At 66.1% G+C, this 23,874-nt stretch carries 22 protein-coding genes; 9 read left to right on the top strand and 13 right to left on the bottom strand.

Annotated elements, in window-relative coordinates; all coding sequences use genetic code 11:
- The first annotated feature begins 206 nt into the window (after positions 1–206).
- The 3 genes from VHC04_RS15015 to VHC04_RS15005 all read left to right on the top strand — a co-directional run bounded on the left by VHC04_RS15015 (position 207) and on the right by VHC04_RS15005 (position 3,652).
- Positions 207–1,829: a thiamine pyrophosphate-dependent enzyme gene (locus VHC04_RS15015; protein WP_325682656.1), complete on the top strand. Its 1,623-nt coding sequence runs from the start codon at positions 207–209 to the stop codon at positions 1,827–1,829.
- Between the two features lie 146 nt (positions 1,830–1,975).
- Positions 1,976–2,968: a ribonucleotide-diphosphate reductase subunit beta gene (locus tag VHC04_RS15010; RefSeq protein ID WP_325682654.1), complete on the top strand. Its 993-nt coding sequence runs from the start codon at positions 1,976–1,978 to the stop codon at positions 2,966–2,968.
- 375 nt (positions 2,969–3,343) lie between these two features.
- A complete protein-coding gene (locus tag VHC04_RS15005; protein WP_325682652.1) occupies positions 3,344–3,652 on the top strand; it encodes a hypothetical protein in 309 nt (102 codons plus the stop codon).
- A 43-nt stretch (positions 3,653–3,695) separates the two neighbouring features.
- Here VHC04_RS15005 and VHC04_RS15000 read toward each other — a convergent pair whose 3' ends face one another.
- Both VHC04_RS15000 and VHC04_RS14995 read right to left on the bottom strand, forming a co-directional pair.
- Entirely contained in the window at positions 3,696–4,418 is a 723-nt protein-coding gene (locus tag VHC04_RS15000; protein ID WP_325682650.1) for a tRNA1(Val) (adenine(37)-N6)-methyltransferase, read from the bottom strand.
- On the bottom strand, positions 4,412–4,618 hold the full coding sequence (locus VHC04_RS14995; protein ID WP_325682648.1) for a DUF2007 domain-containing protein: 207 nt from the start codon (positions 4,616–4,618) through the stop codon (positions 4,412–4,414). Before VHC04_RS14995 ends, VHC04_RS15000 begins: the two co-directional genes overlap by 7 nt.
- 203 nt (positions 4,619–4,821) lie before the next feature.
- On the opposite strand from VHC04_RS14995, the gene VHC04_RS14990 reads away from it, so the two are divergent.
- The 3 genes from VHC04_RS14990 (at position 4,822) to VHC04_RS14980 (ending at position 9,651) form a co-directional block, all read left to right on the top strand.
- A complete protein-coding gene (locus tag VHC04_RS14990; protein WP_325682646.1) occupies positions 4,822–5,919 on the top strand; it encodes a polyprenyl synthetase family protein in 1,098 nt (365 codons plus the stop codon).
- Positions 5,920–6,187: 268 nt separating this feature from the next.
- Positions 6,188–8,128, top strand: a complete 1,941-nt coding sequence (rnr, locus tag VHC04_RS14985; RefSeq protein ID WP_325682644.1) for a ribonuclease R — start codon at positions 6,188–6,190, stop codon at positions 8,126–8,128.
- Positions 8,125–9,651: a S41 family peptidase gene (locus VHC04_RS14980; protein ID WP_325682642.1), complete on the top strand. Its 1,527-nt coding sequence runs from the start codon at positions 8,125–8,127 to the stop codon at positions 9,649–9,651. The genes rnr and VHC04_RS14980 overlap by 4 nt, the downstream gene beginning before the upstream one ends.
- Positions 9,652–9,691: 40 nt before the next feature.
- Here the strand turns inward: VHC04_RS14980 and VHC04_RS14975 are convergent, their stop codons facing one another.
- Positions 9,692–10,099, bottom strand: a complete 408-nt coding sequence (locus VHC04_RS14975) for a DUF2237 family protein (RefSeq protein WP_325682640.1) — start codon at positions 10,097–10,099, stop codon at positions 9,692–9,694.
- Positions 10,100–10,152: 53 nt separating this feature from the next.
- Here VHC04_RS14975 and VHC04_RS14970 point away from each other — a divergent pair, with 53 nt between their 5' ends.
- Entirely contained in the window at positions 10,153–11,673 is a 1,521-nt protein-coding gene (locus VHC04_RS14970) for a YifB family Mg chelatase-like AAA ATPase (RefSeq protein ID WP_408903818.1), read from the top strand.
- A gap of 74 nt (positions 11,674–11,747) precedes the next feature.
- Here VHC04_RS14970 and VHC04_RS14965 read toward each other — a convergent pair whose 3' ends face one another.
- From VHC04_RS14965 to VHC04_RS14950, 4 genes are all read right to left on the bottom strand, one after another.
- Positions 11,748–12,428 (bottom strand): GNAT family N-acyltransferase, encoded by a 681-nt coding sequence (locus tag VHC04_RS14965; RefSeq protein WP_325682638.1) that lies wholly within the window; start codon positions 12,426–12,428, stop codon positions 11,748–11,750.
- 544 nt (positions 12,429–12,972) lie between these two features.
- Complete coding sequence (locus tag VHC04_RS14960) at positions 12,973–13,794, bottom strand: ABC transporter permease subunit (RefSeq protein ID WP_325682635.1); 822 nt, start codon at positions 13,792–13,794, stop codon at positions 12,973–12,975.
- Between the two features lie 142 nt (positions 13,795–13,936).
- Entirely contained in the window at positions 13,937–14,770 is an 834-nt protein-coding gene (locus VHC04_RS14955) for an undecaprenyl-diphosphate phosphatase (protein WP_325682633.1), read from the bottom strand.
- Positions 14,771–14,943: 173 nt separating this feature from the next.
- A complete protein-coding gene (locus VHC04_RS14950; protein ID WP_325682631.1) occupies positions 14,944–15,285 on the bottom strand; it encodes a hypothetical protein in 342 nt (113 codons plus the stop codon).
- A gap of 256 nt (positions 15,286–15,541) precedes the next feature.
- Between VHC04_RS14950 and VHC04_RS14945 the strand changes: the two genes are divergently transcribed.
- Positions 15,542–16,333 carry an alpha/beta fold hydrolase gene (locus VHC04_RS14945; protein ID WP_325682629.1) on the top strand — a complete coding sequence of 264 codons (792 nt, stop codon included), beginning with the start codon at positions 15,542–15,544 and terminating at the stop codon, positions 16,331–16,333.
- A 64-nt stretch (positions 16,334–16,397) separates the two neighbouring features.
- Positions 16,398–17,639 (top strand): LLM class flavin-dependent oxidoreductase, encoded by a 1,242-nt coding sequence (locus VHC04_RS14940; RefSeq protein WP_325682627.1) that lies wholly within the window; start codon positions 16,398–16,400, stop codon positions 17,637–17,639.
- Positions 17,640–17,767: 128 nt separating this feature from the next.
- Here VHC04_RS14940 and VHC04_RS14935 read toward each other — a convergent pair whose 3' ends face one another.
- The 6 genes from VHC04_RS14935 to VHC04_RS14910 all read right to left on the bottom strand — a co-directional run bounded on the left by VHC04_RS14935 (position 17,768) and on the right by VHC04_RS14910 (position 23,804).
- The gene (locus tag VHC04_RS14935; protein WP_325682625.1) at positions 17,768–18,823 is read right to left on the bottom strand and encodes a glycosyltransferase family 4 protein; all 1,056 of its coding nucleotides are present in this window, start codon (positions 18,821–18,823) and stop codon (positions 17,768–17,770) included.
- Between the two features lie 109 nt (positions 18,824–18,932).
- Complete coding sequence (locus tag VHC04_RS14930) at positions 18,933–19,364, bottom strand: NUDIX hydrolase (RefSeq protein WP_325682623.1); 432 nt, start codon at positions 19,362–19,364, stop codon at positions 18,933–18,935.
- A complete protein-coding gene (locus tag VHC04_RS14925; protein ID WP_325682621.1) occupies positions 19,361–20,440 on the bottom strand; it encodes a DUF4340 domain-containing protein in 1,080 nt (359 codons plus the stop codon). Before VHC04_RS14925 ends, VHC04_RS14930 begins: the two co-directional genes overlap by 4 nt.
- Complete coding sequence (locus VHC04_RS14920; protein WP_325682619.1) at positions 20,437–22,332, bottom strand: GldG family protein; 1,896 nt, start codon at positions 22,330–22,332, stop codon at positions 20,437–20,439. Before VHC04_RS14920 ends, VHC04_RS14925 begins: the two co-directional genes overlap by 4 nt.
- A 3-nt stretch (positions 22,333–22,335) precedes the next feature.
- A complete protein-coding gene (locus VHC04_RS14915) occupies positions 22,336–23,067 on the bottom strand; it encodes an ABC transporter permease subunit (protein ID WP_325682617.1) in 732 nt (243 codons plus the stop codon).
- Complete coding sequence (locus tag VHC04_RS14910; RefSeq protein WP_325682615.1) at positions 23,064–23,804, bottom strand: ABC transporter ATP-binding protein; 741 nt, start codon at positions 23,802–23,804, stop codon at positions 23,064–23,066. The genes VHC04_RS14915 and VHC04_RS14910 overlap by 4 nt, the downstream gene beginning before the upstream one ends.
- Positions 23,805–23,874 lie beyond the last annotated feature (70 nt).

Here is a 23,874-nt window from a genome sequence, read left to right as displayed (position 1 = left end):
CGCGTTTCGTCCGGTGCCAGGGTGAGGGTGTTGTCGGTTCCGCCGGTCCTGGCGGTCGGGATGTCGATCTACGTGGCGACTGGCGGATCGGGCGACTGGCGGATCGGGCGAATGGCGGGTCGGGCATGATGGGTCTTGCCCCGCCCGCGGCTTTTCGCCGCCAGCCCGCCATGCCACCATCGGTGGGTCAGACAGAGGAATGAGCCATGCCCCGCATGACCGGCGGAGAAGCGATCGTCGACGGCTTGCTGCGGCACGGCATCGATACCGTCTTCGGCCTGCCGGGCGTGCAGACCTATGGATTGTTCGACGCGTTGGCCCGAGCATCCAATCGTATTCGGCTGATCAATGCTCGGCACGAGCAAACGACGGCCTATATGGCGCTGGGATATGCTTGCGCGACGGGCCGGCCGGCGGCCTATGCTGTCGTGCCCGGCCCCGGTGTGCTGAATACCACCGCCGCGCTCGCCACTGCCTGGGGTGTCAATGCCCCGATTCTGTGCCTGACCGGGCAAGTTCCCAGCGCCATGATCGGCCGCCGCCGCGGCCAGTTGCACGAACTGCCTGACCAGCTTGCGACCTTGCGTTCGTTGCTGAAATGGGCGGAGCGGATCGACCACCCGGCGCAGGCTCCGTATCTCGTCGCGCGCGCCTTCCAGGAGATGACCAGTGGTCGCCGTGGCCCGGTGGCGCTGGAAATGCCATGGGACCAGTTCATGGCCACCGCCGAGGTTGCGCCGCAGGGGCCGCTGCCACCCCATCCGGCCCCGTTGCCGGATCCCGACAAGATCGCCGCACTCGCAAAATCGTTGAATGCGGCCAAGGCACCGATGATCTGGGTCGGCGGCGGCGCCCAGCACGCCGCGGCCGAAGTGAAGGCGCTGGCGGAGATGATCAACGCCCCAGTCGTGTCCTTCCGCGGCGGTGCCGGCATCCTGGATGACCGTCACCCGCTCAGTGTAAAGATCCCCGCCGGCTACGCGCTATGGCCGGAGACCGACCTGCTGGTGGCCATCGGCACGCGTCTGGAAGTCCCGACCACGCGTTGGGGCGCGTGGCCGAAGCCCGGGCTGACCGTGGCACGCATCGATATCGACCCGGCTGAGATGCCCCGACTGGCGGTCGACCTTGGGATCCTCGCCGATAGTGCCGATGCCGTCCGGGCTCTGATCGCACAGCTGGCGCCCCGCCGTGATGCCGCTCGGCTGGATGCGATCGCCGAGGCCAAGGCGGCACAGGCCCGCGAGGTCCAGGATGTCCAACCGCAGATCTCCTATATCCAGGCGATCCGCGACGTGCTGCCCGAGGACGGCATTCTGTGTGATGAGATGACGCAGGTCGGCTATGTCTCCTGGTTCGGGTTTCCCTTCTATACGCCGCGTTCCCTGGTGACCTCCGGCTTCTCCGGCACACTTGGTGCCGGGTTTCCGACCGCGCTGGGGGTGAAGGTGGCGATGCCGGACCGGCCGGTGGTGTCCCTGACTGGCGATGGTGGCTTCCTGTTCGGCGGCGCCGATCTGGCGACCGCTGTGCAGTTCGGCATCAACCTGGTGACGATCGTGTTCAACAATTCCGCCTACGGCAATGTCATGCGGGACCAGCGGCGGCTGTTCGAGGGGCGGGATTCCGGGTCCGCCCTGCGCAACCCGGACTTCCAGACCTATGCCAGAAGCTTTGGGGTTCCGTCGTGGAGGGCAACCGACGCGGACGGCCTTCGTGCCGCCCTGGCGGAGGCGCTGAAAACGCCGAGCCCGACGCTGATCGAGGTGATGACTGACATCGCCAAGGAGACGGCGCCCTGGAAATTCATCTCTCCCACGCGCGGGTGAGCCGCCGGTGACTTGAAGGTCGGCCGATAGACATCACAATCTATTGCGCTTTGGCAGGTGGTTGACCCACAATGTCTGGGTTCAACGCCGATCGCGGAGTCGCGATTCCGGCGCTTAGCACCGAGGACAGGAAGCGTATGGACGGGATGACCCGCGGGCTTGATGAGCATCCGGTCAGGTTTGATCTGCTGACCGAAAATCCTGTCTACAAGCCGTTCCGGTATCCCTGGGCCTATGACGCTTGGCTGATGCAGCAGCGCGTCCATTGGTTGCCCGAGGAAGTGCCGCTGGCTGACGACGTCAAGGACTGGCACCGCAACCTGACGGATGCGGAGCGGAACCTGTTGACGCAGATTTTTCGCTTCTTCACCCAGGCCGATGTCGAGGTGAACAATTGCTACATGAAGCACTATGCGCGGGTATTCAAACCCACCGAAGTGCTGATGATGCTGGCCGCCTTTTCCAACATCGAGACGGTGCACATTGCCGCCTACAGCCATCTGCTCGACACGATCGGGATGCCGGAGATCGAGTACCAGGCCTTCCTCAAATACAAGGAGATGAAGGACAAATACGACTACATGCAGGGTTTCACGGTCGATTCACGGCGGGAGATCGCCAAGACCCTGGCCGCGTTCGGCGCTTTTACCGAGGGCCTGCAGTTGTTCGCCTCCTTCGCGATTCTGCTGAACTTCCCCCGCTTCGGGAAGATGAAGGGCATGGGCCAGATCGTGACCTGGAGCGTGCGGGACGAGACGCTGCACTGCAACTCCGTCATCCGGCTGTTCCGCACCTTCATCCAGGAGAATCCGGAGTTGTGGGATGAGGATCTGCGGCGGGAGCTTTATCTGTCCTGCGCGACGATTGTCTCGCACGAGGATGCTTTCATCGACCTGGCGTTCGAACAGGGCCCGATCGAGGGCCTGACCGCACGCGGGGTCAAGCAGTACATCCGTTATATCGCCGACCGCCGCCTGGTGCAGCTTGGACTGAACGAGCTGTTTCGAGTCGCACGCAATCCGCTGCCCTGGCTGGATGAAATGCTGAACGCGGTCGAGCACGTCAATTTCTTCGAGAATCGAGCCACGGAATACAGCAAGGCTTCCACGTCGGGGAGCTGGGAAGAAGCGTTTGCCTGACCGGGCCGCCATCGCCGGATGCCCAGGTTTCGACCCATCAAATCATTGATTTAGTTATATAATAATCCGATTTGAGTCGGCCGTGTCGGGCCATGGCTGCGCGCGCTGTCATCGTCCCTGCCTGGTGTGGCGTGGCGGCTGCCGTGTCCCATCGATGTGGCGGCCGATGCCGGAATTGTGCGGAGTTTGGCACGCTTTCGGAATTTTTGTCCGGGCGGCACTTTTTTTTTGTGTTTCCCCGTCCGTTAACGCGTTTTTCACGTCGTCACTATTCATGTTGCGCGAGTTTTGCGAGCGAACAGTGCTTTGGTTGATCGAGGATCGGACGCGCCACGTCTCTGTGACGCGTGAGATCGTCCCTTGGGGGAGGTGTGGATGGCAGACGCGTTGATCGTGGGGCACCGTGTGGAACGTGGCGAAGACGACGCCGGTGGGCGCGAATTCAGCCAGAGCACGACGCCTCGCTATAGCCGCCGGCTGTCCGACAAGATCCTGATCGCGTTTCACCACGCATGCGATCAGGGCGATTATGAAGTCGCGGACCAATTGCTGCGCACGCTGGAGATGATGCTGACCCGCCGTCCATTGACGCCGGATGGCACACGTCGCCGCAATATGGAGAGCCTGGTCGCGGCACATGAGCGGCTTTGGTATCTCCGCCACCCAGCGACCAGCGACATCTGAACGACAGCAGGTTTGGCGGATCACACCTACTCCCAGGTCGGGTCTAACCCAGGTCCAGCGGGGCCCCATCACGCAGCACCGCGTCCACCGTACTGGTGAAGGCCCCGTCCGGCCCATGCAGCACCAGTCCTGCCGCGACCCGTATCGGCGCGCGGGAGCCTTTGACGCCGCGCAGCAGGACCAGCTTCGCGTCACGGCCGGTTTTAGGCCATAACGGGAACAGGATGGTCGCGGCGCATTCCGCCGCGTCCATCGCGGCCAGCGCGCCTGGCACCGCGGCGGCTGGCAATATCAGGGTCAACGACCCCCGGTTCCGCAGACATCCGACAAGCCGTGCAATCCAGGCCGCGATCAGCTCACCGGCCCCGCGCTTGGCCCGTTCCCGCTCCGGCAAAGGCGAGGGCGTGCCCGGTCCGTGGTAAGGCGGGTTGGCCAGTGCATGATCGCATGGGCCGGGCAAGGGGGTGGACAGCAGATCGCCGGTGATCACGCTGATGTCACGGAAGCCGTTGGCCGCCGCGTTGTGTCGCGCCAGGGCGGCCAGCTCGGCGTCGATCTCGATGCCAGCCAGGACCAGGGTTGGGATCCGGGCTCGCAGGCACAGGAGTGCCGCGCCGGACCCTGTGCCGCCCTCCAGCACGTGTTCGCCGCCGGCGGCCGGAACCGAGGCGGCCAGCAGCACCGGCTCGATGCCGCTGCGAAACCCTCCCTTCGGCTGGCCATAGCGCAGGCGACCGCCCAGCAGATGTCCTTCGGTGGTCAGCACTCGCCGGCCTCCCGCAGCACCCGGCGCGCGCGGTCGTAGTCCTCGGTCGCGACCATCAGGCGCCGGGGAATCGCGCCGATGCTGCCTTCCAGGATGCTGGCATGCGTATCCAGCACCATGGTCTCGATCCCCGCATCAGCCAGCAGGGCTGCAAGGAACGAAAGCCGGACCGGATTGTTCGAGGCCACGATGGCGCGCATGACCGGATCGTGGCTGGATCGGCACCCCCCGGCAACTGGACGCCGGGAACGGAATCCTGCCGCATGCCAGCTTGACCCTGTTTGTCGCCCACCGATATGAAGCGCGCATTCGGCGCGCGGTCGCGTCCGGCCCCGGCCGAACGGTGAAGGCCGCGCTCGATCCGCAAATTCCGGACGATGATGGAGCCGCGTGCGGCGCGATCATGGTCCTGATCAGGTATCGGGAGAACCAGTTGGCCGTTGCCGCCACGCCGCTCATCCAGGATGCGGCGCCAGCCTCGGGAGCGCCGGTCTCCGGTGCAGCCGCGGCCGCCGCCGAGGACGCCCTGTCCGCCCTGATCGCTCTGGTTCGGGAAGATCTCGAAGCCTGCAACCGCGTGATCGTCGAGCGCATGCACAGCCCGGTCGCGCTGATTCCGCAGCTTGCCGCCCATATTGTCGCGGCCGGCGGCAAGCGTCTGCGCCCGTTGCTGACGCTGGCGGCTGCTCGGCTGTGCGGCTACCCGACCAGCGGGATGCGTCACGTGGACCTGGCCGCGTGCGTGGAGTTCATTCACACGGCTACCTTGCTGCACGACGATGTGGTCGATGAAAGCGCGCTGCGGCGCGGGCTCGCCTCCGCCAATGCCGTCTTCGGCAACAAGGCCTCGGTGCTGGTCGGTGACTTCTTGTTTGCGCGTGCCTTTGAACTGATGGTGAAGGATGGGTCGCTGCGCGTGCTGGCGATCCTGTCCAGGGCCTCGGCGACGATATCCGAGGGAGAGGTGCTGCAACTCGTCACGCAGAACGATCTGACGACCACCGAGGCTCGCTATCTGGAAGTGATCAAAGGCAAGACCGCCGCGCTGTTCGCGGCGGCCTGCCAGGTCGGCGCCGTGGTGGCCGAACAACCGCCTGCGCAGGAACAAGCCCTGGCGGAGTACGGCATGAAGCTGGGGATCGCCTTCCAGCTGGTGGATGACGCGCTGGACTACGCCGCCAATCAGGCCACCCTGGGCAAGACGGTCGGGGACGATTTCCGCGAAGGCAAGATTACTCTGCCGGTCCTGGTGGCATTCCATGCCGGTGGTGCCCTGGAAAAGGACTTCTGGCGGCGGACCATCGAGACGCTGGATCAGCAGGATGGCGACCTGGCCGAAGCGATGCGCCTGATCGCACGGCATGGCGCGATCGACGTGACGCTCGACCGTGCCCGCCGGTTTGCGGAAGAGGCACGGAGCGCCCTGATGGTCTTTCCTGATTCGCCGATCCGCCGAGCCCTGGTCGCGGTATCTGACTATACCGTGCAACGCGCCCGATAAATCGAACCGCGCGCCCTGGTTTTCTCACAACCTGCTTTCGCCCTGTGGCAGTGTGCCAGCAAGGAGTTGGGCGGTCGGCGTGGCACGGCGGTTGAAGCATCAGTCGAAGCATCAGGGGCGGACGACGGGAAGCCACGCGCCCCGGCGACACGTGCCGGGCGGGCCGCGGGCGACATCCCCCGCAAAGTCCCCTTTGGCATCGCTTGCGGCTCGTTTGCCGGAAACCCTCATCGTCCAGATTACCGGCACGGACGAGGATGGGGAGGCGTTGGCTCGTCCCGTTGACTGGGCGAAGGAGGCGGGGCGGCCGCCGATGATCCTGATGACGCCGGAGGCGCCCGGCCACCCGGCACTGGCGCCTGGTGAGCGCGTGCTGGTCCGGCTGAAGCCCGCGGGACCCGGCCGGTATGAAGGCAGAACGATCCGCCGTGTCGGCGATATGCCCGCACGCGTGCTCGGGATTTTTCATCGTGGGCGCGGCCCGGTGCACCGGCTTGTGCCGACCGACCGGCGTGCCAAGGCGGAGTGGACGATCCCGGCCGGGCAGGAGAACGGTGCCCAGGACAATGAGATCGTGCTGGCGGAGCCGATGCCGCGCCAGCACCGGCTGGGACTGAAACCGGCGCGCGTCATCGAGCGCCTGGGGCGCATGGGCGATGCGCGGTCGATCAGCCTGATCGCCATCCACACACACGACATCCCGACCGTCTTTCCGCCGGAGGCCGAGGCTGAAGCGAAGCGGGCGCGCAAGGTGCGGCTGGGCAAGCGCACCGATCTGCGGGCGTTGCCGCTGATTACCATCGATGGTGCGGATGCGCGCGACTTCGATGATGCGGTATTCGCCGAAGCGGACTCGGACCATCGCGGCAGCTACCGCATCATCGTGGCGATCGCCGACGTGGCGCATTACGTGAAACCCGGATCGGCGCTGGACAGCGTCGCGCGGGAACGCGGCAACAGCGTATATTTCCCCGACCGCGTCGTGCCGATGCTGCCCGAGGCACTGTCGAACGGCCTGTGCAGCCTGCGGCCGCATGAGGATCGTGGTTGCCTGTTCGTCGAAATGCACATCGACCGGCACGGCCGCAAGACCGGGCATCGTTTCGGCCGAGGTTTGATGCGCAGTGCGGCGAGGCTGACCTATGAGGAAGTTCAGGCCGCGCACGATGCCGGCGACCCGCTGGGCCTGCCGATCGCTCCCCTGTATGCCGCGTTCCGCGCGTTGCTGACCGCACGGCAGGCGCGCGGGACGCTGGACCTGGATCTGCCGGAGCGCAAGGTCGTGCTGGACGACGCGGGCCATGTCGTCTCCGTTTCGCCGCGGCCCCGGCTGGACAGCCACCGGCTGATCGAGGAGTTCATGATCCTGGCCAATGTCGCCGCGGCCGAGGAACTGGAACGCCTGCACCGTCCCTGCATGTATCGCGATCATCCGCCGCCGACGGATGAGAAGCTGGACACGCTGCGCCGCTTCCTGGATGGGCTGGGCGTCTCTCTGCCGGCGGGCGATCGGGTGCATCCTCGCGATCTTGATCGGGTACTCCGAAGCGTCGCGGGCACGCCGGATGCGCCTCTGGTGAATGAGATCGTGTTGCGCAGCCAGTCGCAGGCCTCCTACAGCCCGGACAATATCGGCCATTTCGGCCTCGCTTTGCCGCGGTACGCGCACTTCACCAGCCCGATCCGGCGTTACGCCGACCTGCTGGTGCATCGCGCACTGATCCGCGGCCTGCGGCTGGGCACCGACGGGCTGGCGGGTGACCAGGCGACGGACTTCGAGGCAATCGGGGAGCACATTACCGCCACGGAACGACGCGCCCAGCTCGCGGAACGTGACGCGACGGACCGCTACCTCGCCGCCTATATGTCCCGGCAGGTCGGGTCTCATTTCGCTGCGCGCATATCAGGGGTGATGCGATTCGGGCTGTTCGTGACTGTCGCGGATTCCGGTGCGAGCGGTATCGTGCCGATGGCGTCCTTGCCGGACGATTACTGGCAATTCGATGAACGGGAGCAGACGTTGACTGGCCGCCGTACCGGTGTGGTGTTTCGCCTGGCGCAGGAGGTCGACGTCCTGCTGAGCGAAGCCAATCCGGTAACCGGCGGCATGGTGTTCCACATCCTGCAAGGCGCCCGTGTGGCGAATGGCGGCCGTGGTGGACGAAGGCACCCCCATGCCGCCTCGGGGAAACGGCCCCGCTCCCGGTGATCCGTGCGGCTGCCTTGCTCGTCGTCTTCCTGCTGGGGAATGTACAGGCGCGCGCCGCGCCAAACGCCAATGCCCCGGTGCTGGACGCCGGACGCATGGTTTCGGTCTATACCGAGGCGCTGGCCTTCATGGCACCGCGCATCCTGGAGCCCATTCCGATACCACAACTGACCCTGTGGGGTCTGCAGGGGCTCGCCGCCCTGGACCCGAGCGTGGTCGTGTCGGTGAGGGAGGGCAATCTGCTGCTGACCCGGCGCGGCGAGCCACTGCCCGAGATCGTGCTGCCGACCGACGACGCGGCAGGGACCTGGGCCTCAATTGCCGCGCAGGCGACCAGTGCCCTTTACCCACGATCGCCAATCCTGCGCCGCGCGGCGACCCAGGAGGTGATCCAGGGATTCTTCGATGAGTTGTTCAGCCATCTGGATCCCTATTCCCGTTACGTGCCTCCGGCCGAGGCAAGCGAGGACCGGGCGGAGCGGAGCGGCCGGGCAGGCGTCGGCATTACGCTGGAGCGGCGAGGGCGGGTGATTGTGGCGGCGGCCGTCATCCGCGACAGCCCGGCAGCGATCGCCGGCATCCAGCCTGGCGATGTCATCATCTCGATCGACGGGCAGCGGGCCTTCAACCAGGATCCCATGACGATCAGCGCCTTGTTGAGCGGTGCCGACGGGACGCCGGTGACGGTGACCACGCGCGGTCGTGACGGGCGGGTACGCGATAACGCGATGGTCCGGATCATGGTCCCGCCGGAGACGGTCTTCTCCGACCGATCCGGCGACGTGCTGGTGTTGCGCATCACCAGTTTCAGCCGGACCACCGCCTCCCACATTGCATTGTCGGTCCAGGACGCCATGGCCGAAACGCATCCGGTTTCCGGAATCATCCTCGACCTGCGCGACAATCGTGGCGGCTTGCTGCACCAGGCGGTGACCGCCGCCGACACGTTCCTGCCGGAAGGGATCATCGTTACGACGTCCGGCCGCGATCCTGACGCGGATCATATCTGGCGCTCCGTCGAGGGGGAACTGGCGGCGAACGTCCCGATGATCGTGCTGGTCGATGGCCATACCGCCAGTGCCGCCGAGGTGTTGGCGGCCGCGCTGGCCGATCGCGGGCGTGCCGTCGTGGTCGGCAGCTCCACGGTCGGCAAGGGCCTTGTCCAGACGATCGATCCGATGCCTGACGGTGGCGAACTGTTCGTCACCTGGAGCCGTCTTCTGGCGCCGCGCGGCTGGCCGTTGCAGGGCCTCGGGGTTTTGCCGCAGGTGTGCACCAGCGTGGGATCGGAGTTGTTGAACCGCCAGATGCAGTCCTTGTCCGAAGGCGTCCAGCCGATGGCCGCGGCGCTGCGGCTGGCTCGGGCTTCCCGCGCGCCGGTGGCGCCGGAGCGCGAACTGGCGGTGCGGGCCGCCTGTCCCGCCGCCGAAGGACGCTCGCTCGATCTGACGATCGCGCGGCGACTGCTGGCCAACCCGGCAGCTTATGCGGCGGCGCTGCTGCCCGCCATGAAGATGCAATGATCCCGCTGTCGGATCGCCCGTGGCGCGCCTTGGACAGCAGTCAGCCCACGTCGACCGCGTAACGGGTCAGGTCCGCAAGACTGCAATAAGCCAGCGCGCCTTCCTCGGTTGAGGCCAGCACGACCTGCGGCGCGGCGCCAGCCTCCAGGGCCTCCCGCCATCGCGGCGCGCACAGGCACCAGCGGTCGCCTGGCTTCAGCCCGGGAAAACCGAACTCCGGCCGCGGCGTCGACAGGTCGTTGCCGCTGGCCTTGCTGAACGCCAGGAACGCGGCGGTCATCACTGCACAGACCGTGTGGCTGCCGATATCCTCGGGACCCGTCTCACAGCAGCCGTTCCGGAAGAACCCCGTCATCGGCCGGCTGGAGCACAGCCCGATCGGGCCGCCAAGCACGTTGCGGGAGGGGCGGCGTCCGCGGCGTCCGCCATCGCCGACATCGAATGGCATGGGGTCAGTTCCGCCTTACGAGTTTGTTTACCTCTGCGGACCAGAATGCGCGCATGAGCAGCCGTCGTCCATCCTCCACCATGGCCATCGCCAATACCTTCGCCTTCGCCGGGATTGAGGCGGTCCCGGTGGAGGTTCAGGTACAGATATCGCCCGGGACACCGGCGATCATGCTGGTCGGGCTGCCCGACAAAGCCGTGGCCGAAGCGCGCGAACGCGTGCGCGCGGCCTTTGCGGCGATGAGCCTGTCACTGCCGCCGCGCCGGATTCTGATCAACCTGAAGCCGGCCGACCTGCTGAAGGAGGGCAGTCACTACGACCTGCCGCTTGCGCTGGGGTTGCTGGCGGCGATGGACGTGATCGCGCGCGACGATCTGGCTGAATACGCATCGCTGGGAGAACTCTCGCTGGATGGCACGCTGAACAAGGTGGCGGGTGTCCTGCCGGCGGCGATCGGTGCGTCGGCGCAGGGGCTGGGCCTGATCTGTCCGGCCGGGCAGGGCGGCGAGGCGGCATGGGCCGGCCGCATCGACGTGCTGGCACCGACCGATCTGCTGGCGTTGATCAACCATTTCCGGGGCACCCAGGTATTGACCCCGCCGACGCCCTCGGGCCGCGCGGACGGCGGTCCAGCACCGGACATGCGCGACGTGAAGGGAATGGAAAGTGCCCGGCGCGCGATGGAGATCGCGGCGGCGGGCGGCCACAACCTGCTGCTCATCGGTCCTCCCGGTGCCGGGAAGTCGATGCTGGCGGCCCGCATGCCGGGCTTGCTTCCGGACCTGGACCCACGTTCGGCGCTGGAGGTCAGCATGATTCACAGCGTCGCCGGCCTCCTGGACGAAGGCCGGCTGGTGATGCGTCCGCCCTTTCGGGAACCGCATCACTCCGCCTCTCAGGCCGCCCTGGCTGGCGGCGGCCAGCGCGCCCGGCCAGGCGAGATCAGCCTGGCGCATCGCGGCGTGCTGTTTCTGGACGAACTGCCGGAGTTTCCGCGCCAGGCGCTGGAATCGCTGCGCCAGCCAATGGAAACCGGCCGCACGACAGTCGCGCGTGCCGCTGCCCACATCACCTACCCTGCGCGGTTCCAGCTGGTCGCCGCGATGAATCCATGCCGCTGCGGCTATCTGGGCGAGGAGGGGCGCGAATGCGCCCGTGTGCCGCGCTGCGGTGACGACTATGTTGCCCGGCTGGGCGGCGCCATCATCGACCGCATCGATCTGACCGTGGTGGTTCAACCGGTGACCGCCACCGAGTTGACCCGCGCGCCGGCGGGAGAGGCCAGCGCGCCGATCGCGGCCAGGGTCGCCGAGGCACGGGCCCGGCAGGCCGCGCGCTACGGCGCCGATGGTCCCGCGTGCAACGCCGAAGCGGCCCAGGCCCGGATCACTCTGGCACATGACGCGGAGACGCTTCTGGCCGACGCGATGGAGAAGCTGCATCTGTCCGGCCGGGGTTTCGTCCGAACCCTGCGCGTTGGGCGCACCATCGCGGATCTCGCCGGTACTGAAACGGTGGGACGGGCGCACATAGCGGAGGCGCTGGCGTACCGCCACCGCGTCGGGCGGCGGTGAACACCATGATCCCCGGCGATTTCCTGCCTGGCGACTTCCTGCCTGGCGACTTCCTGCCCGGCGCCCATCCTTGGTCAGGCGGCCAACAGAGGCAGAGCCTGTTGGGGCTCCCCACACCACTGCCCGTCACCCGTCACATATTTCCAGATCAGCGGTCGCTCGGCGTGCAGTTGGCGCAGCACCTTGTCGATTTCTCCCACCATCGGCTGCCGGATCCCGTGATGCGACACGAGAGGCCCGATCGCGTCGAAGTAAAGGCCCGTGCGTGCGTGCAATCGGATAGAGGTCCGCTCGATGACGGCGAGCCAGTGGGTCAGGCCCATTTCCGCGCTCATTTCCACGACGGCGCGCCATAGGGCCATACGCAGCACCACCGGATCGATGTCCGAGCGGCGGCGCTTCTTTGACACCGCCATCCGCGACATTTCGCCCGACTTGTGCAACGGGACGCCGGCCAGCAGGGCCGGATCGACCAGTTCCTGCATGGGAAAGGCGGAGCCCGGTTTGGGGCCAATGACACGGATGGTGCCGATGACTTCACCGTCGTCGGTGGTGCGCAGCAACGCGTGCATGGCGTGGTCGTCGTGGATATCGAACTCCTCGCCGTTCATGCCGCGTTCAAAGCCGCGCTCCAGACAATAGACCTGATAGCGGAGCTGAAACACCTCATGCAATTGTGAGTTGGTTCTTACGATCTCTACACGAAAAGGGTGTTGCGCGTTAAAGATCGTGTCGGTTAAAAGACGTGTGCTCACTGTTATACTCCTTTGTTGGTTTTTAGCGTGATTTTTAGTCTCCTTGGCGGGTTTGCGGAACGTTCTGCGAACAGCGCGACGTTGGCATGGGTGCCAAAATAAGGCGAGCCGTCATTGGTTAATGGCGGGTTAATGGACTCCTCAGTATTCCTGCGATTGCGTTCAGATGTACAAGCGTCTATACCTCACCGGTGATTAGGGCGAAGTCGCCGGACGGATTATCTAAAAGAAGCAACAAGATCTCATGCGACGCATCTGATCGATGCGCGGTGCATGAAAGGGTTGCAATGCGGGTGGGTTATCGTGGGTAGGTCGCAAATCTCCCGCGCCAGACGTCAATACGCCCGAACCGTGGCAGCCACCGCGGATCGGTCAACGCGGGGCTTCCCGCCTCGACACAACCGCTTTACCGGGGATATGAAACCTTGCATACCCATCTCCTCACAGACTCGTGTAAAGGGGCGAAAATAGCCGGGTACTGTGCTTTTGGTACAACGCAAATTTGTAAAGATCAGTTAGATAGCGACGAAATGTGAAATCTTTGTCATCTGAGCTGATCCGAAGCTCCTCCAGCGCGCGATCGTCTCATCCGGTAAGCGCCCACCCATACGCCGAACACGCCTAGTCCCAGCGCCACCACAGCGACAATCACCGTCGCCAGCGCATAGATTTCCGGCGTCACCCCCAGCCGTGTCATCGAAAACACCACCATCGGCAAGGTCGAGGCGCCCGGCCCCGACGTGAAGCTGGCCACGACCACGTCATCCATCGACAACGTGAACGCCAGCAGCCAGCCGGATACCAGCGACGGCGCCATCAGCGGTATCGTGACAAGGACGAAGGCGCGCCAGGGACTGGCGTACAGGTCCATCGCCGCGTGTTCCAGCGCCTCGCCCGCATCGGTCAGCCGAGCGCGGATGACGACAGTGACGTAGGCGACGGAGACGGAGGCATGGGCCAGCACCAGGGTCACTGCGCCGCGGCCCGCCGGCCAGCCGATCATCTGTTCCAGCGCCACGAACAGCAGCAGCAGCGACAAGCCGGTGATCACCTCGGGGGTAACCAGCGGCACCACCACCGCGGCGGCCAGCGCCGCCCGGCCACGGAAGCGGCCGAAGCGGGCCAACGCAATACCGGCGGCGGCGCCGATCAGGCAGGCCATCGTCGCCGAGACGGCGGCCACCCGCACCGACAGCAGGGCGGCGTCGATCATTGCCCGATCCTGCCACAGCGTCTGATACCAGCGCGTGGAGAAGCCGGCCCATTGTGTCACCAGCCGCGCATCGTTGAAGCTGAAGACGACCAGGAACGCGATCGGCGCGTACAGAAAGATCAGGCAGGCTGCCAGCCAGACTCGTGCCGCCACCCGGCCCTGCTCCTCGCCTAGCGGTCGGGCACGGGACCAATACCGCCACCGACCGCGCGGTGCCGGCCGCGGCGGCCATGTCCGCCCCCCAACGATGCGGTGGAGATCGATGCGGCAGACATCGGCACGGCGTGCCTCCGGATCAGAACAGGTATAGGCAAGCCAGGGCACCCAGCCCAAAGACGATACAGTAATAGGCAAACGGATTCAGCGCGAGCCTGTCGTGATTGCGGAAATACCGCATCAGGAACGCGGTGCTGAGGAAGGCCGTGACGCCTGCGACCACCGCGGCGATGACCGAGATCGCCAGAACCCCATGCGGCACCGATTCATGCAGCAGTTTCGGCACCTCCAGCACGGTGGCGCCCAGGATGATCGGCGTCGCGATCAGGAAGGAAAAATGTGCCGAGCCCTCATGGTTGATGCCGCGGGTCAGGCCGCCGACGATGGTGGCGCCGGAGCGGGACATGCCGGGAATCAGCGCCATGCACTGCCAGAAGCCGATCACCAGCGCGTCGATCGGCCTGAGGGTGGACAGATCGCGCTGTCCGCGCGAGCGGATGCGCTCGCCCACCAGCAGCAGCAGACCGTTAAGCACAAGAAACGAGGCGGCGACGACCGGGGCGCCGAACAAGGTTCGGAAGAACTTCTCCAACAGGAAGCCGATCACCACCGCCGGCAGCGTGGCAACGACTATCAGCAGAAAGACCCGCCGGCTTTCACCGACCTGGTGCGGCCCGCCGATTCCCAGCACGCCGGTCAGCAGCATCCACCAGTCGCGCCAGAAAAACGCCAGCAGCGCCGTGGCGGTACCCAGATGCAGCATGACCAGGAACGGCAGGAATTCGTGGGACCGCTGATCGATGTTCCAATGCAGGATGGCCGGCAAAACCACCGCGTGTCCCAAGCTGCTCACGGGGAACAGTTCCGTGGCCCCTTGCAGGATGGCAATGGCAATAGCGTGTAACGTGTCCATTCAGGGCTCCGGCCGATTCGCGTCGAGACGATAGCGCGTGTGCCCGCCCGGCCTAAAGGCGAACGATCAGGCGCGGATACAAAACCGATCCGCGGACGGCCCGGTGGGAGGTCAGTCCGGCACCCGGTGATCAGTCCGGTCCGCGCGGGGGGCGGTCCGGCGGGCAGCCGGGGTCAGATCAGGCTGCGCGCGCGCTGCAGCAGGCCACGCAGATAGGAAGCGGCGTCGGCGGGGCAGTCGGAAACCCCAATCCCGGCGCGGTAGGCGGCGGCAAGTTCGGCGAAGTCCGAGATGGCATCGGACTCCGCCAGCCAGTTGCCGACGGCGCTCAACTCCGTCCATAACAGCTGCAGCGCAGGATCCGGCCGCCGCAACTGATCCGCCAGCGCCTGCAGCCGCTCGGCCGCTGCCAGGCTGGTGCGGTCGGCAGGATCGGCGTCGACCAGGCGCAGGCGCCAGGCGGCAACGCGCTCCAGCTCCTCCACCTCGGGCGGTTCGGCATCGTGTCCGTTCATATGGGCAGAATAGGACCTGGTCCCGGGGAAGTGCCAGTCCGGTCCGGGTGCGGCTTGCGGATGTCGGGTCCGAGGATGTGGCAGCTTATGATATCGTATGTATGGAAACGAATGGTCTACCAAAACGAATAAGCGAGGAACCAAGGCCCGCGGCGACAACCGGATCGGTCAGCGGCGGATGCAAGGTTGGACAAACCAGGCTACCCATGGGTATCCTTCGGGCATCATAAAGATGCGCGGAGAGGGAAACTGGCTCATGGCTGTCATCTGGACGGATAGTGTCAAGGAAATTGCTGGCTGCAAACTGCATCTTTCGCGCGCAGGCAGCGGCCCGACGGTGCTGGTCCTGCACCATGATATCGGTAGCCCGGACCGGCTGCCGTTCTATGATGCGTTGGCACAAAAGCATGATGTGGTCATTCCGCACCATCCGGGGTGGGGCAAGTCGGAACGGCCGGCCTGGCTGCGGCATCCGCGTGACATCGCGGCGATGTACAGCTGGCTGCTGGCCGATCTCGGGGTCACCGGCGTCTCTTTGGTAGGCCTGGGCTTCGGCGGCTGGATCGCCACGGAAATGGCCAGCCAGGCGCCCACCGCGTATCGCCGCCTGGTGTTGCTGGGCGCATCCGGCATCAAACCGCCCGAAGGCGACATCATGGACCAGTCGATCGTGTCCTACATCGTGTATCCGCGCTCCGGGTTCCATGCCGAGGCGGCATTCAAGGCGGTCTATGGCGACGTCTCGACCGATCAGCTTGAGGCCTGGGATATCGCCCGCGAAATGAGCTTCCGGGTCGCCTGGAAACCTTATATGTACAGCCAGACGCTGCCGCATCTGCTGGGCGGCGTGCGCACGCCGGCGCTGCTGATCTGGGGCGATGACGACCAGCACGTGCCGATCAGTGCGGCGCATGCCTATGAGAAGGCGCTGCCGAACGCCAAGCTGACCGTGATTCCCGCCTGCGGGCATTTCGCGGAAATGGAAAAGCCCGATGAGGTTGCCGGTCTGGTGACCGGGTTCATCGGAAACGACCACCCCACAGCCTAGGTTCATCGCGGGATCCTGGCCCTCCGACGCGGGCCAGTTCCACTCTCGAGCAGGAGGTTTCGCCATGCATATGATGTATTTCACCGAACAGCCCATGGCCGCCTATGATGCGAAGGCCGGGCTGGATTTCGGGGCGACGGCACTGAACTTCTCGAACAAGTATTTCGACCCGAACGAGGGCAGTCGCCTCTACAACGAATACCTGGAAGAATACATCCTGGCCGAGGAGAGTGGCGCCGACGGCATCATGCTGAATGAGCATCATAATGCGCCATTCTGCATGCAGGCCCGCACCAACATGTTTGCCGCGATCCTGGCGGCGGTCACCAAGCGGGTGAAGATCGTGATCCTGGGCAACCCGCTGCCGCTGTCGGAAAACCCGGTGCAGCTCGCCGAAGAACTGGCGATGATCGACATGATCTCGAAGGGTCGGCTGGTGTCCGGCTTCGTTCGCGGCGGCGGGCAGGAGCAGTTGGCGAATGGCGTGAACCCCGCCTTCAACCGGGAACGCTTCATGGAAGCGCACGACCTGGTGCAGAAGATCTGGACCGAACCCGGACCGTTCCGCTGGGAAGGCACGCACTATCAGCAGCGCGTGGTGAACCCCTGGGCGATCCCCATGCAGAAGCCGTATCCGCGCGTGTGGATCCCCGGCGTGCTGTCGAAGGAGACAGTGATCTGGACGGCGCAGCAGCGCTATCCGTACATCGCGCTGAACACCTCCATCGAGGCGACGCGCCAGATTCATGAGACGTATGACAAGGCGGCCGCCGAGGCCGGATACACGGCGGGGCCGGAGAATTTCGGCTACCTGATCCGTGTGCACGTGCAGGACACGGAAGAAAAGGCACTGCAGAACGCGCGCCAGTTCATGTGGATGCAGGGTGAGTTTACGGGCCTGGCCAATCCGGTCTGGGCCAATCCGGCCGGCTATTTCTCGCCCTCCGGCCGCCGCGGCTTCGTGGAGTTCGCGGTCGGCCGCGCAGTGAACCCCCGCGGCAACCCGACCTTCGAGCAGCAGGTGAAGGACACGATGATCATTGCCGGTACGCCGGATCAGGTGATCGAGCGCCTGAAATACCTGGTGCGGGAGACACGGCCGGGCATCATGGGCGTATGGGGCAACGATGGCTGCGTCAGCAAGGAAGACCGCCGGCGCTGCATCGAGCTGCTGTGCAAGGAAGTGTTCCCGGCGGTGAAGGAATACGGCGCGACCCTCGGATTGAAGGATCCGTGGGAAGCCAATGCGCCCGTCCACCTGCGCTACTCGACCGACATTCCCGCTCGGCAGGCGGCGGCCGAGTAGGGGGCGCCACGACACAGCGTGAGCCTGAAGCATGACAGGGTCGGGTTGACCCTGTCATGCTTTTATCGACTCTTTGATTCAAAAGCGTGATTTTCACCCTCCAACCGCCGGCTTCAGGCGGTCGCGCCCTATCCCCAGCGATGCAGGCCGGCGGTGCGCGCGCGCCGTACGACATAGGCGAGCCATGCCAGTTGCGGCGCACCCGCCAGCAGCGGAACAATCGGCTTCAGCGCCGGCTCGACCGCGATGAAGGCCAGACAGCAAAGGCCGCCCCAGCTCGCGAACCCCCAGTGCGTGAGCGTCACCGCGGTTGCTGACATGCCGCTGCGATGGGCGACCTGGTATAGGTGGCCGCGATGCGGCTGGGTCAGGCGTTCCCCATCCAGGGCCCTGCGAACCAGGGTAAACGCGACATCGAACAGCACGCCGGCCAGCAGCATCGGCACCAGCAGGAAGGATAGCTCGATGCCGTCGAAGCGGCTGGCGACGACCGCCAGCACCGCCAGCATGAAGCCGCAGAACTGGCTGCCGACATCGCCCATGAAGATGCGGGCGCGTGGGAAATTGAACGGCAGAAAGCCCAGCAGCCCGCAGGCCAGCAGCCCGGCGGCGGCATAGGCGAACCAGGCACCCTGCTGCTGGGCGATGAACACCAGGAACAGGCAGGCGATCAGCGATGTACCGCTGGCCAGGCCGTTCAGCCCGTCGATGAAGTTCATCGCGTTGGTGGCGAACAGGATCCACACCACGGTCATCGTCACGCCGATCCAGCCCAGCGGAATGCCGCCGCGATAGGGCAGGTTGATGCTGAGGACGTACAGACCGCTCGCCACCGCCACCAGGGTCGCCAGCAACTGCGCCGCCAGCTTGACGGTGAACGGCCAGTCGAACAGGTCGTCCAGGAAGGCAACCACGGCGATCGCCACCGAGGCCTCGATGACGCCCAGGAAGTATGGATCGGCCAGGCGGGCGAAGGCGGCGTAGCGGTACAGCACGGCGATGCCGACCAGGAAGGTCAGCACGATGCCGACGCCGCCGCCCTTCGGGGTCGGCCGGGTGTGCGCCTTGCGGGCCTCCGGCGTGTCCATCACCCGCACGGTGATCATCAGCCGGACGATCCCCGCCGACAGCAGGATCAGCCCGAGGGCAAAGCCCAGGTGGCGAAGGAAGGCGGCAGCGGTCATGCGGCGAGGGTCACTCGGCGAAAGGGATGAGGAGGGCCGGCGCGTGGGGCGGCGGTTCGTCTAGCGTCGATTGGACGGCGGGGCCAGTGCGTGTCCGCGGTCCCGCTCTCTATCCAACGAGCCGGCGGGCGATGCCGATCACCCGCACCGCCTCCGACCACAGCCCATACGGTTCCAGCGCATCCATCGGCGCCCACAGGGCGGCGGAGACATCCGAACCGGCCACCGGATCGCCTGCCACCCAGCGCGCGGCAAAGTCCAGGATCGTATAGTGGAAGCGCACCCTCCCGTCCGGGTCGCGCCGGATCACGTCGACATTGGCGCAGAAATACAGCGTTCCGACATCCAGCCCGCATTCCTCCCGCAGTTCCCGCCGAGCGGCTTCCTCGGCGGTCTCGCCAAGCTCCTGGGCGCCACCGGGCAGCGTCCAACTGCCCAGGTTGGGTGGTTTGCCGCGCTGGCACAGCAGCACGTGATCGCCCTTGATGACGACGATCCCGATGCCGACGAAGGGGCGGTGCGGATATTCGCGGTCGGTCATTTGGTGTCGGCCGGCGTGGCTGCCGGATCACCATCCGGGGCGGAGGCGGACGCGGCCGGCTTGGCCGGCTCGTCCGCTTTCAGGTCGGCCAGCGTCGGCACCAGCGCCTTCTCCTTCCAGTTCGGCAACTGAAACGCCCAGCCCGCAAGGCGCGCATTCAACCTGTCCACCTCGGCCTTGTCGGTACCGGAGGCAGCGAACCGCCCCCATACCTCCTTGCCAGCGTGAAACAAGCTGACCTGGATCGCAACCCCGTCGGCGGTCTGGAACACAGCGTGCCCGGCATCGTCCAGCTTCGGCGCATCCGCGTCCGGCTTCACCGCCATCAGCGTCAGGCCATCCAGCGCTCGACCGACATCCTGGACCTTGTATTGGTTCAGCAACGGGTGTTCCGCCGGCTGGCGCAGCGCGAACACGCCGTCCTTGCGCTCGAATCGCAGCGCCCCGTCCCCGACGGTGACGGACAGGACCTTGTCGGCCGGGATGTTCAGCAGGGCGCGGTCCAGCCATTGCGCCGGATCGGCGTCGGCGGTCAGGCTGCCCTCCGCCAGCCAGGACTGGGTCTCGCCCGGGCGGCGGACATAGACCTCCTCGGGCACGTTGGGCTCGTCTCGCACGCGGCGATGGCCGATGATCACCTCGGCGATCGGCTTGCCGGTGCCGTCCAACACGCGCAGCAGGTCGCCCGCCGCTTTCGGCTGGGTGGGATCCTCCACGCCCAGCCGCGCAAAATGCGCCGGGTCGGCGGTGCGCGGTTCCGCCAGCCGCAGCTCGGTCAGGGCGGTCAGCATGCCGCGCAGCTTGGTGTCCTGCACCGGATAATCGTGCAGGCTGGCGATACCCCAACCCGGCGGGATCGCCCCGGCGGGCCGCTTCTCGATCGTCAGCGTCATGTCCTGGTGCCGGATCTCGATCTTCGTGGCGTCCTGCAGCCGCGGTGCCAAGCCGGGGAACATCAGCGCGCCGCGCGGCACCGAGGTCTGCTCCGCCGGGATCGAGCCGGGCCCGAAATACCAACCGCCGGCGAGCGATACGACGCCCAGCGCGACCAGGACGGCAACGGTGCGGGGTGTCATCGGCGGGCCCTCGCTCTGCGGCGCCGCTGCATCAGGCCGATGCCGATCGCCAGCACCGTCAGCACGGCGGGCACCGCGATAATGGTGACGATCCGGGTCTCGGTCTCCAGCCGGTTGATGTCACGGTTCAGGTCGAGCTGCACCGCGCGCAGCTGGCGGCGGGTTTCCAGGATATCCGTCTGGGCCGCGTCGATCGCCGCGCGCTGTTCGGGTGTGATCGCAGCATCCGCCTTGTCCGGGCCGCTGCCCGGGCCGGCACCGGTGCGCAGCGAGCGGATCTGCTTCTGCACGTCGGTCAGGTGCGTCTGCAGCGCCTGCTCCTTCTGGCGGAATTGCGCCTCGGCATGCGCCTGCATGTCGGCGACCAAGGTGAACGGGCGGTTGGTGTCGCCGCGCGAGCGCAGGCCGATCAGCGCATCGCTGCCCGACAATGTGCCGACCAGGTTGGCGACGAACGGGCCGTTATCCGCGAAGGGCGTCGCCGTCGGCTGGCCGAAGAAGTCGCTGATCCGCACCCAGAACCGGTCGGCCAGGATGTCGCTGTCGGCGACGACGACCATGGATGCGGGCTTCGCCGTCTCGGTGATGTGGGCCGGAAAATGGTCCGGCCGTTTCTGATCCTTCGCTAACGGTGGCGGGCCGGGGAAGGCGGATTTCAGCATGCCCCGCACCCGAGCGGCGATGATCCGCGGGCCGCCCTGGGGCTTGAAGCGGGCCAGGATCTGGGCCGGGTGAGGCTCCTTCACCTCGTCCACCGGGATCAGCCCGCTCTGATCGCTGGTGGACAGCAGGGGCGTCAGCGTGATGGAGGCGCCCGGTGCCTTCGACAAGGTCCCGGCTGACGCGATGGTGACCTGCTTCAGATCCGCCGTCGCCGGGTCGTCGTGGTTCAGGCCGGTGGCATTGATCCAGGCCACGTAGTTTACCGCCTGGACCCGGTCATTGCCGCCGGTGCGCACGCGCCAGGCGCCGGTCAGGTCGCCCACCACCTGGTTCGGGTCGAAGGCGATCCCCCAGGCCTTGAACAGCGGCTCCAGGTCGGAATGCGTATCCTGCGGCGGCATGCCGTCGGGCGAGGGCGTAGCGGCCATCGCCTCGCTCCAGGGATCGACCATCACCATCAGCCGGCCGCCGCGCATGACGAATTGGTCGATGGCGTACTTGGTCGCGTCGGACAGATGCGCCGCCTGTGCAACCAGCAGCACCTGGATGTCGGGCTCGATCACCTGCGCATCGGTCGGCACGCTGCGCACGTCATTGGTCTGGCGCAGCAGGGTCGCCACCGCCCAGGGTTGCCCGCCGCGGCCCATCATCATCATCTGCGGGCTGCCGTCGATCGGCAGCGAGGTCATCAGGCCGACCACCGGCCGCTTCGGATCGGACAGTTCATAGACCAGCTTGGTCAGGTCGTATTCCAGGAAGCGCTCGCGATCCGCCTGGAAGAACGGGATGGTCCGCTCATCGTCCTCCAGGTTGGTGCCGGCCAGCCCGAAATAGATCTCCGATCCGCCCTGATCCACCGGCACGCCCTGCAGGCCATAGGCGATCGCCCTGTCCTCGGTGTCGCTGAACGGTTCGGGATCGTAGAACTCCAGCCGCACCTTGCCGTGCGACAGGGCGGCGTAGTCGCGCAGCATCTCCCGCACATGGTCGGCATAGGTGCCGTAGGTCGGAACGGCGGCGCCCAGCTGGCGGGAGTAGAACAGGCGGAGCGTCACCGGTTCCTTCAGCTCGGCCAGCACCTGCCTGGTGCCGGGCGACAGCGTGTAGAGCTGGCCCTGCGTCAGGTCGAGCCGGGCGTTGGCCAGGCGGGTATCGGCCAGCATGTTGATGCCCACGGCGATGGCGGCCGCGGCCAGGACGGCGATGATGGCAAGGATGGGTCGGCGCATCGGTCAGTCCGCCTTCCGCTGATCGACCAGAACGGTGTTCAGGAACAGGAAGAACGCCATGAAGGTGCCGAAATAGATCAGGTCGCGCAGCGCGATGATGCCGCGGGTGAAGTTGGTGAACCGGTCGATGATCGCCAGCCGCCGCGCGAAGGCGCCGGCGGCGGGGGCGTTCTGCGCCAGGAAGTCGTTGACCACCGGGTTGGATGCGACGGCAAAAATGAAGCACACCGCCACAGCCAGCACGAAGGCGATCACCTGGTTGCGCGTCACGGCCGACATGGCGGCGCCGACCGACAGGAATGCGCCGGCCACCAGCAGGCATCCCAGATAGCCGGCGGCGATCACGCCGTTGTCCGGATGGCCCAGGATGTTGACCACGATGACGAAGGGGAAGGTCAATGCCAGGGCAATGGCGCAGAACACCCAGGCCGCGGCGAATTTTCCCAGCACCGCTTGCGCCTGCGTGATCGGCAGGGTCAGGAGCAGTTCGATCGTGCCCAGGCGCCGTTCCTCGGCCCAGAGTCGCATGGTGATGGCCGGGATCAGCAGCAGGAATACCCACGGAATGAAATTGAAGAACGGATTCAGGTCCGCCTGCGCACGGTCGAAGAAGCCGCCCAGGTTGAAGGTCAGGGTGCCCTGCAGTGCCAGGAAGATGACGATGAACACCGTGGCCACCGGTGTGGCGAAATAGGCGCGCAGCTCGCGGCCGGCGACGGCGAGGGCCGGTCTCATGCGGCTTCCATCGTCAGCTGTCGGAACACTGCTTCCAGCCGGCCGGAGGGATGGCGCTGGATCAGGTCGCGCGGTGTCTGGTCGGCGACGATGCGGCCGGCGGCAATGACGATCGCGCGGGAGCAAACCGCGTCCACCTCCTCCAGGATATGGGTGGAGATGACGATGGCCTTGGCCGGGGCCATGCGTTCGATCAGGCCACGCACCTCGTGCTTCTGGTTGGGATCCAGCCCGTCGGTGGGCTCATCCAGCACCAGCACGGGCGGATCGTGCAGCAGCGCCTGCGCCAGGCCGACGCGGCGCTTGAACCCTTTCGATAGGGTTTCCACCGGCTGCAGCCGGACGCCCTGCAGGCTGGTCAGGTTCAGCGCATGCTCCACCCGATCCGCCAATCCCGCCCCGGAAAAGCCCCGCACGCGGGCACAGAAGCGCAGAAAGCCGATGACCGACATTTCCGGATAGGTCGGCGCGCCTTCGGGAAGAAAGCCCAGCACGCGGCGCGCGGCGACGCCATCGCTCTGCACGTCATGGCCCTGGATGCGGGCGGTGCCGCTGGTGGGGGTCATGAAGCCGGCCAGCATGCGCATCGTGGTCGATTTGCCGGCACCGTTGGGACCCAGGAAGCCCAGCACCTCACCCCGCCGGACCTGGAAGCGCAGATCGTCCACGGCGGTGAAACCGCCGAACCGCTTGGTCAGGTGATCGATATCGATCAGCGGCGTGTCCGCCGGCGCCATCGCGCCAGCTGGGGCCGTTCGGGCTTTCCCAAGGGCTTTCCCAGGGGCTTTCCCAGGGGCTGACATCGGG

The organism is Rhodopila sp. (assembly GCF_035548095.1).
GTDB lineage: Bacteria > Pseudomonadota > Alphaproteobacteria > Acetobacterales > Acetobacteraceae > Rhodopila.
Note: the sequence above shows the minus strand (reverse complement) of the source record. Positions and strands in the feature narration are given on the sequence as shown.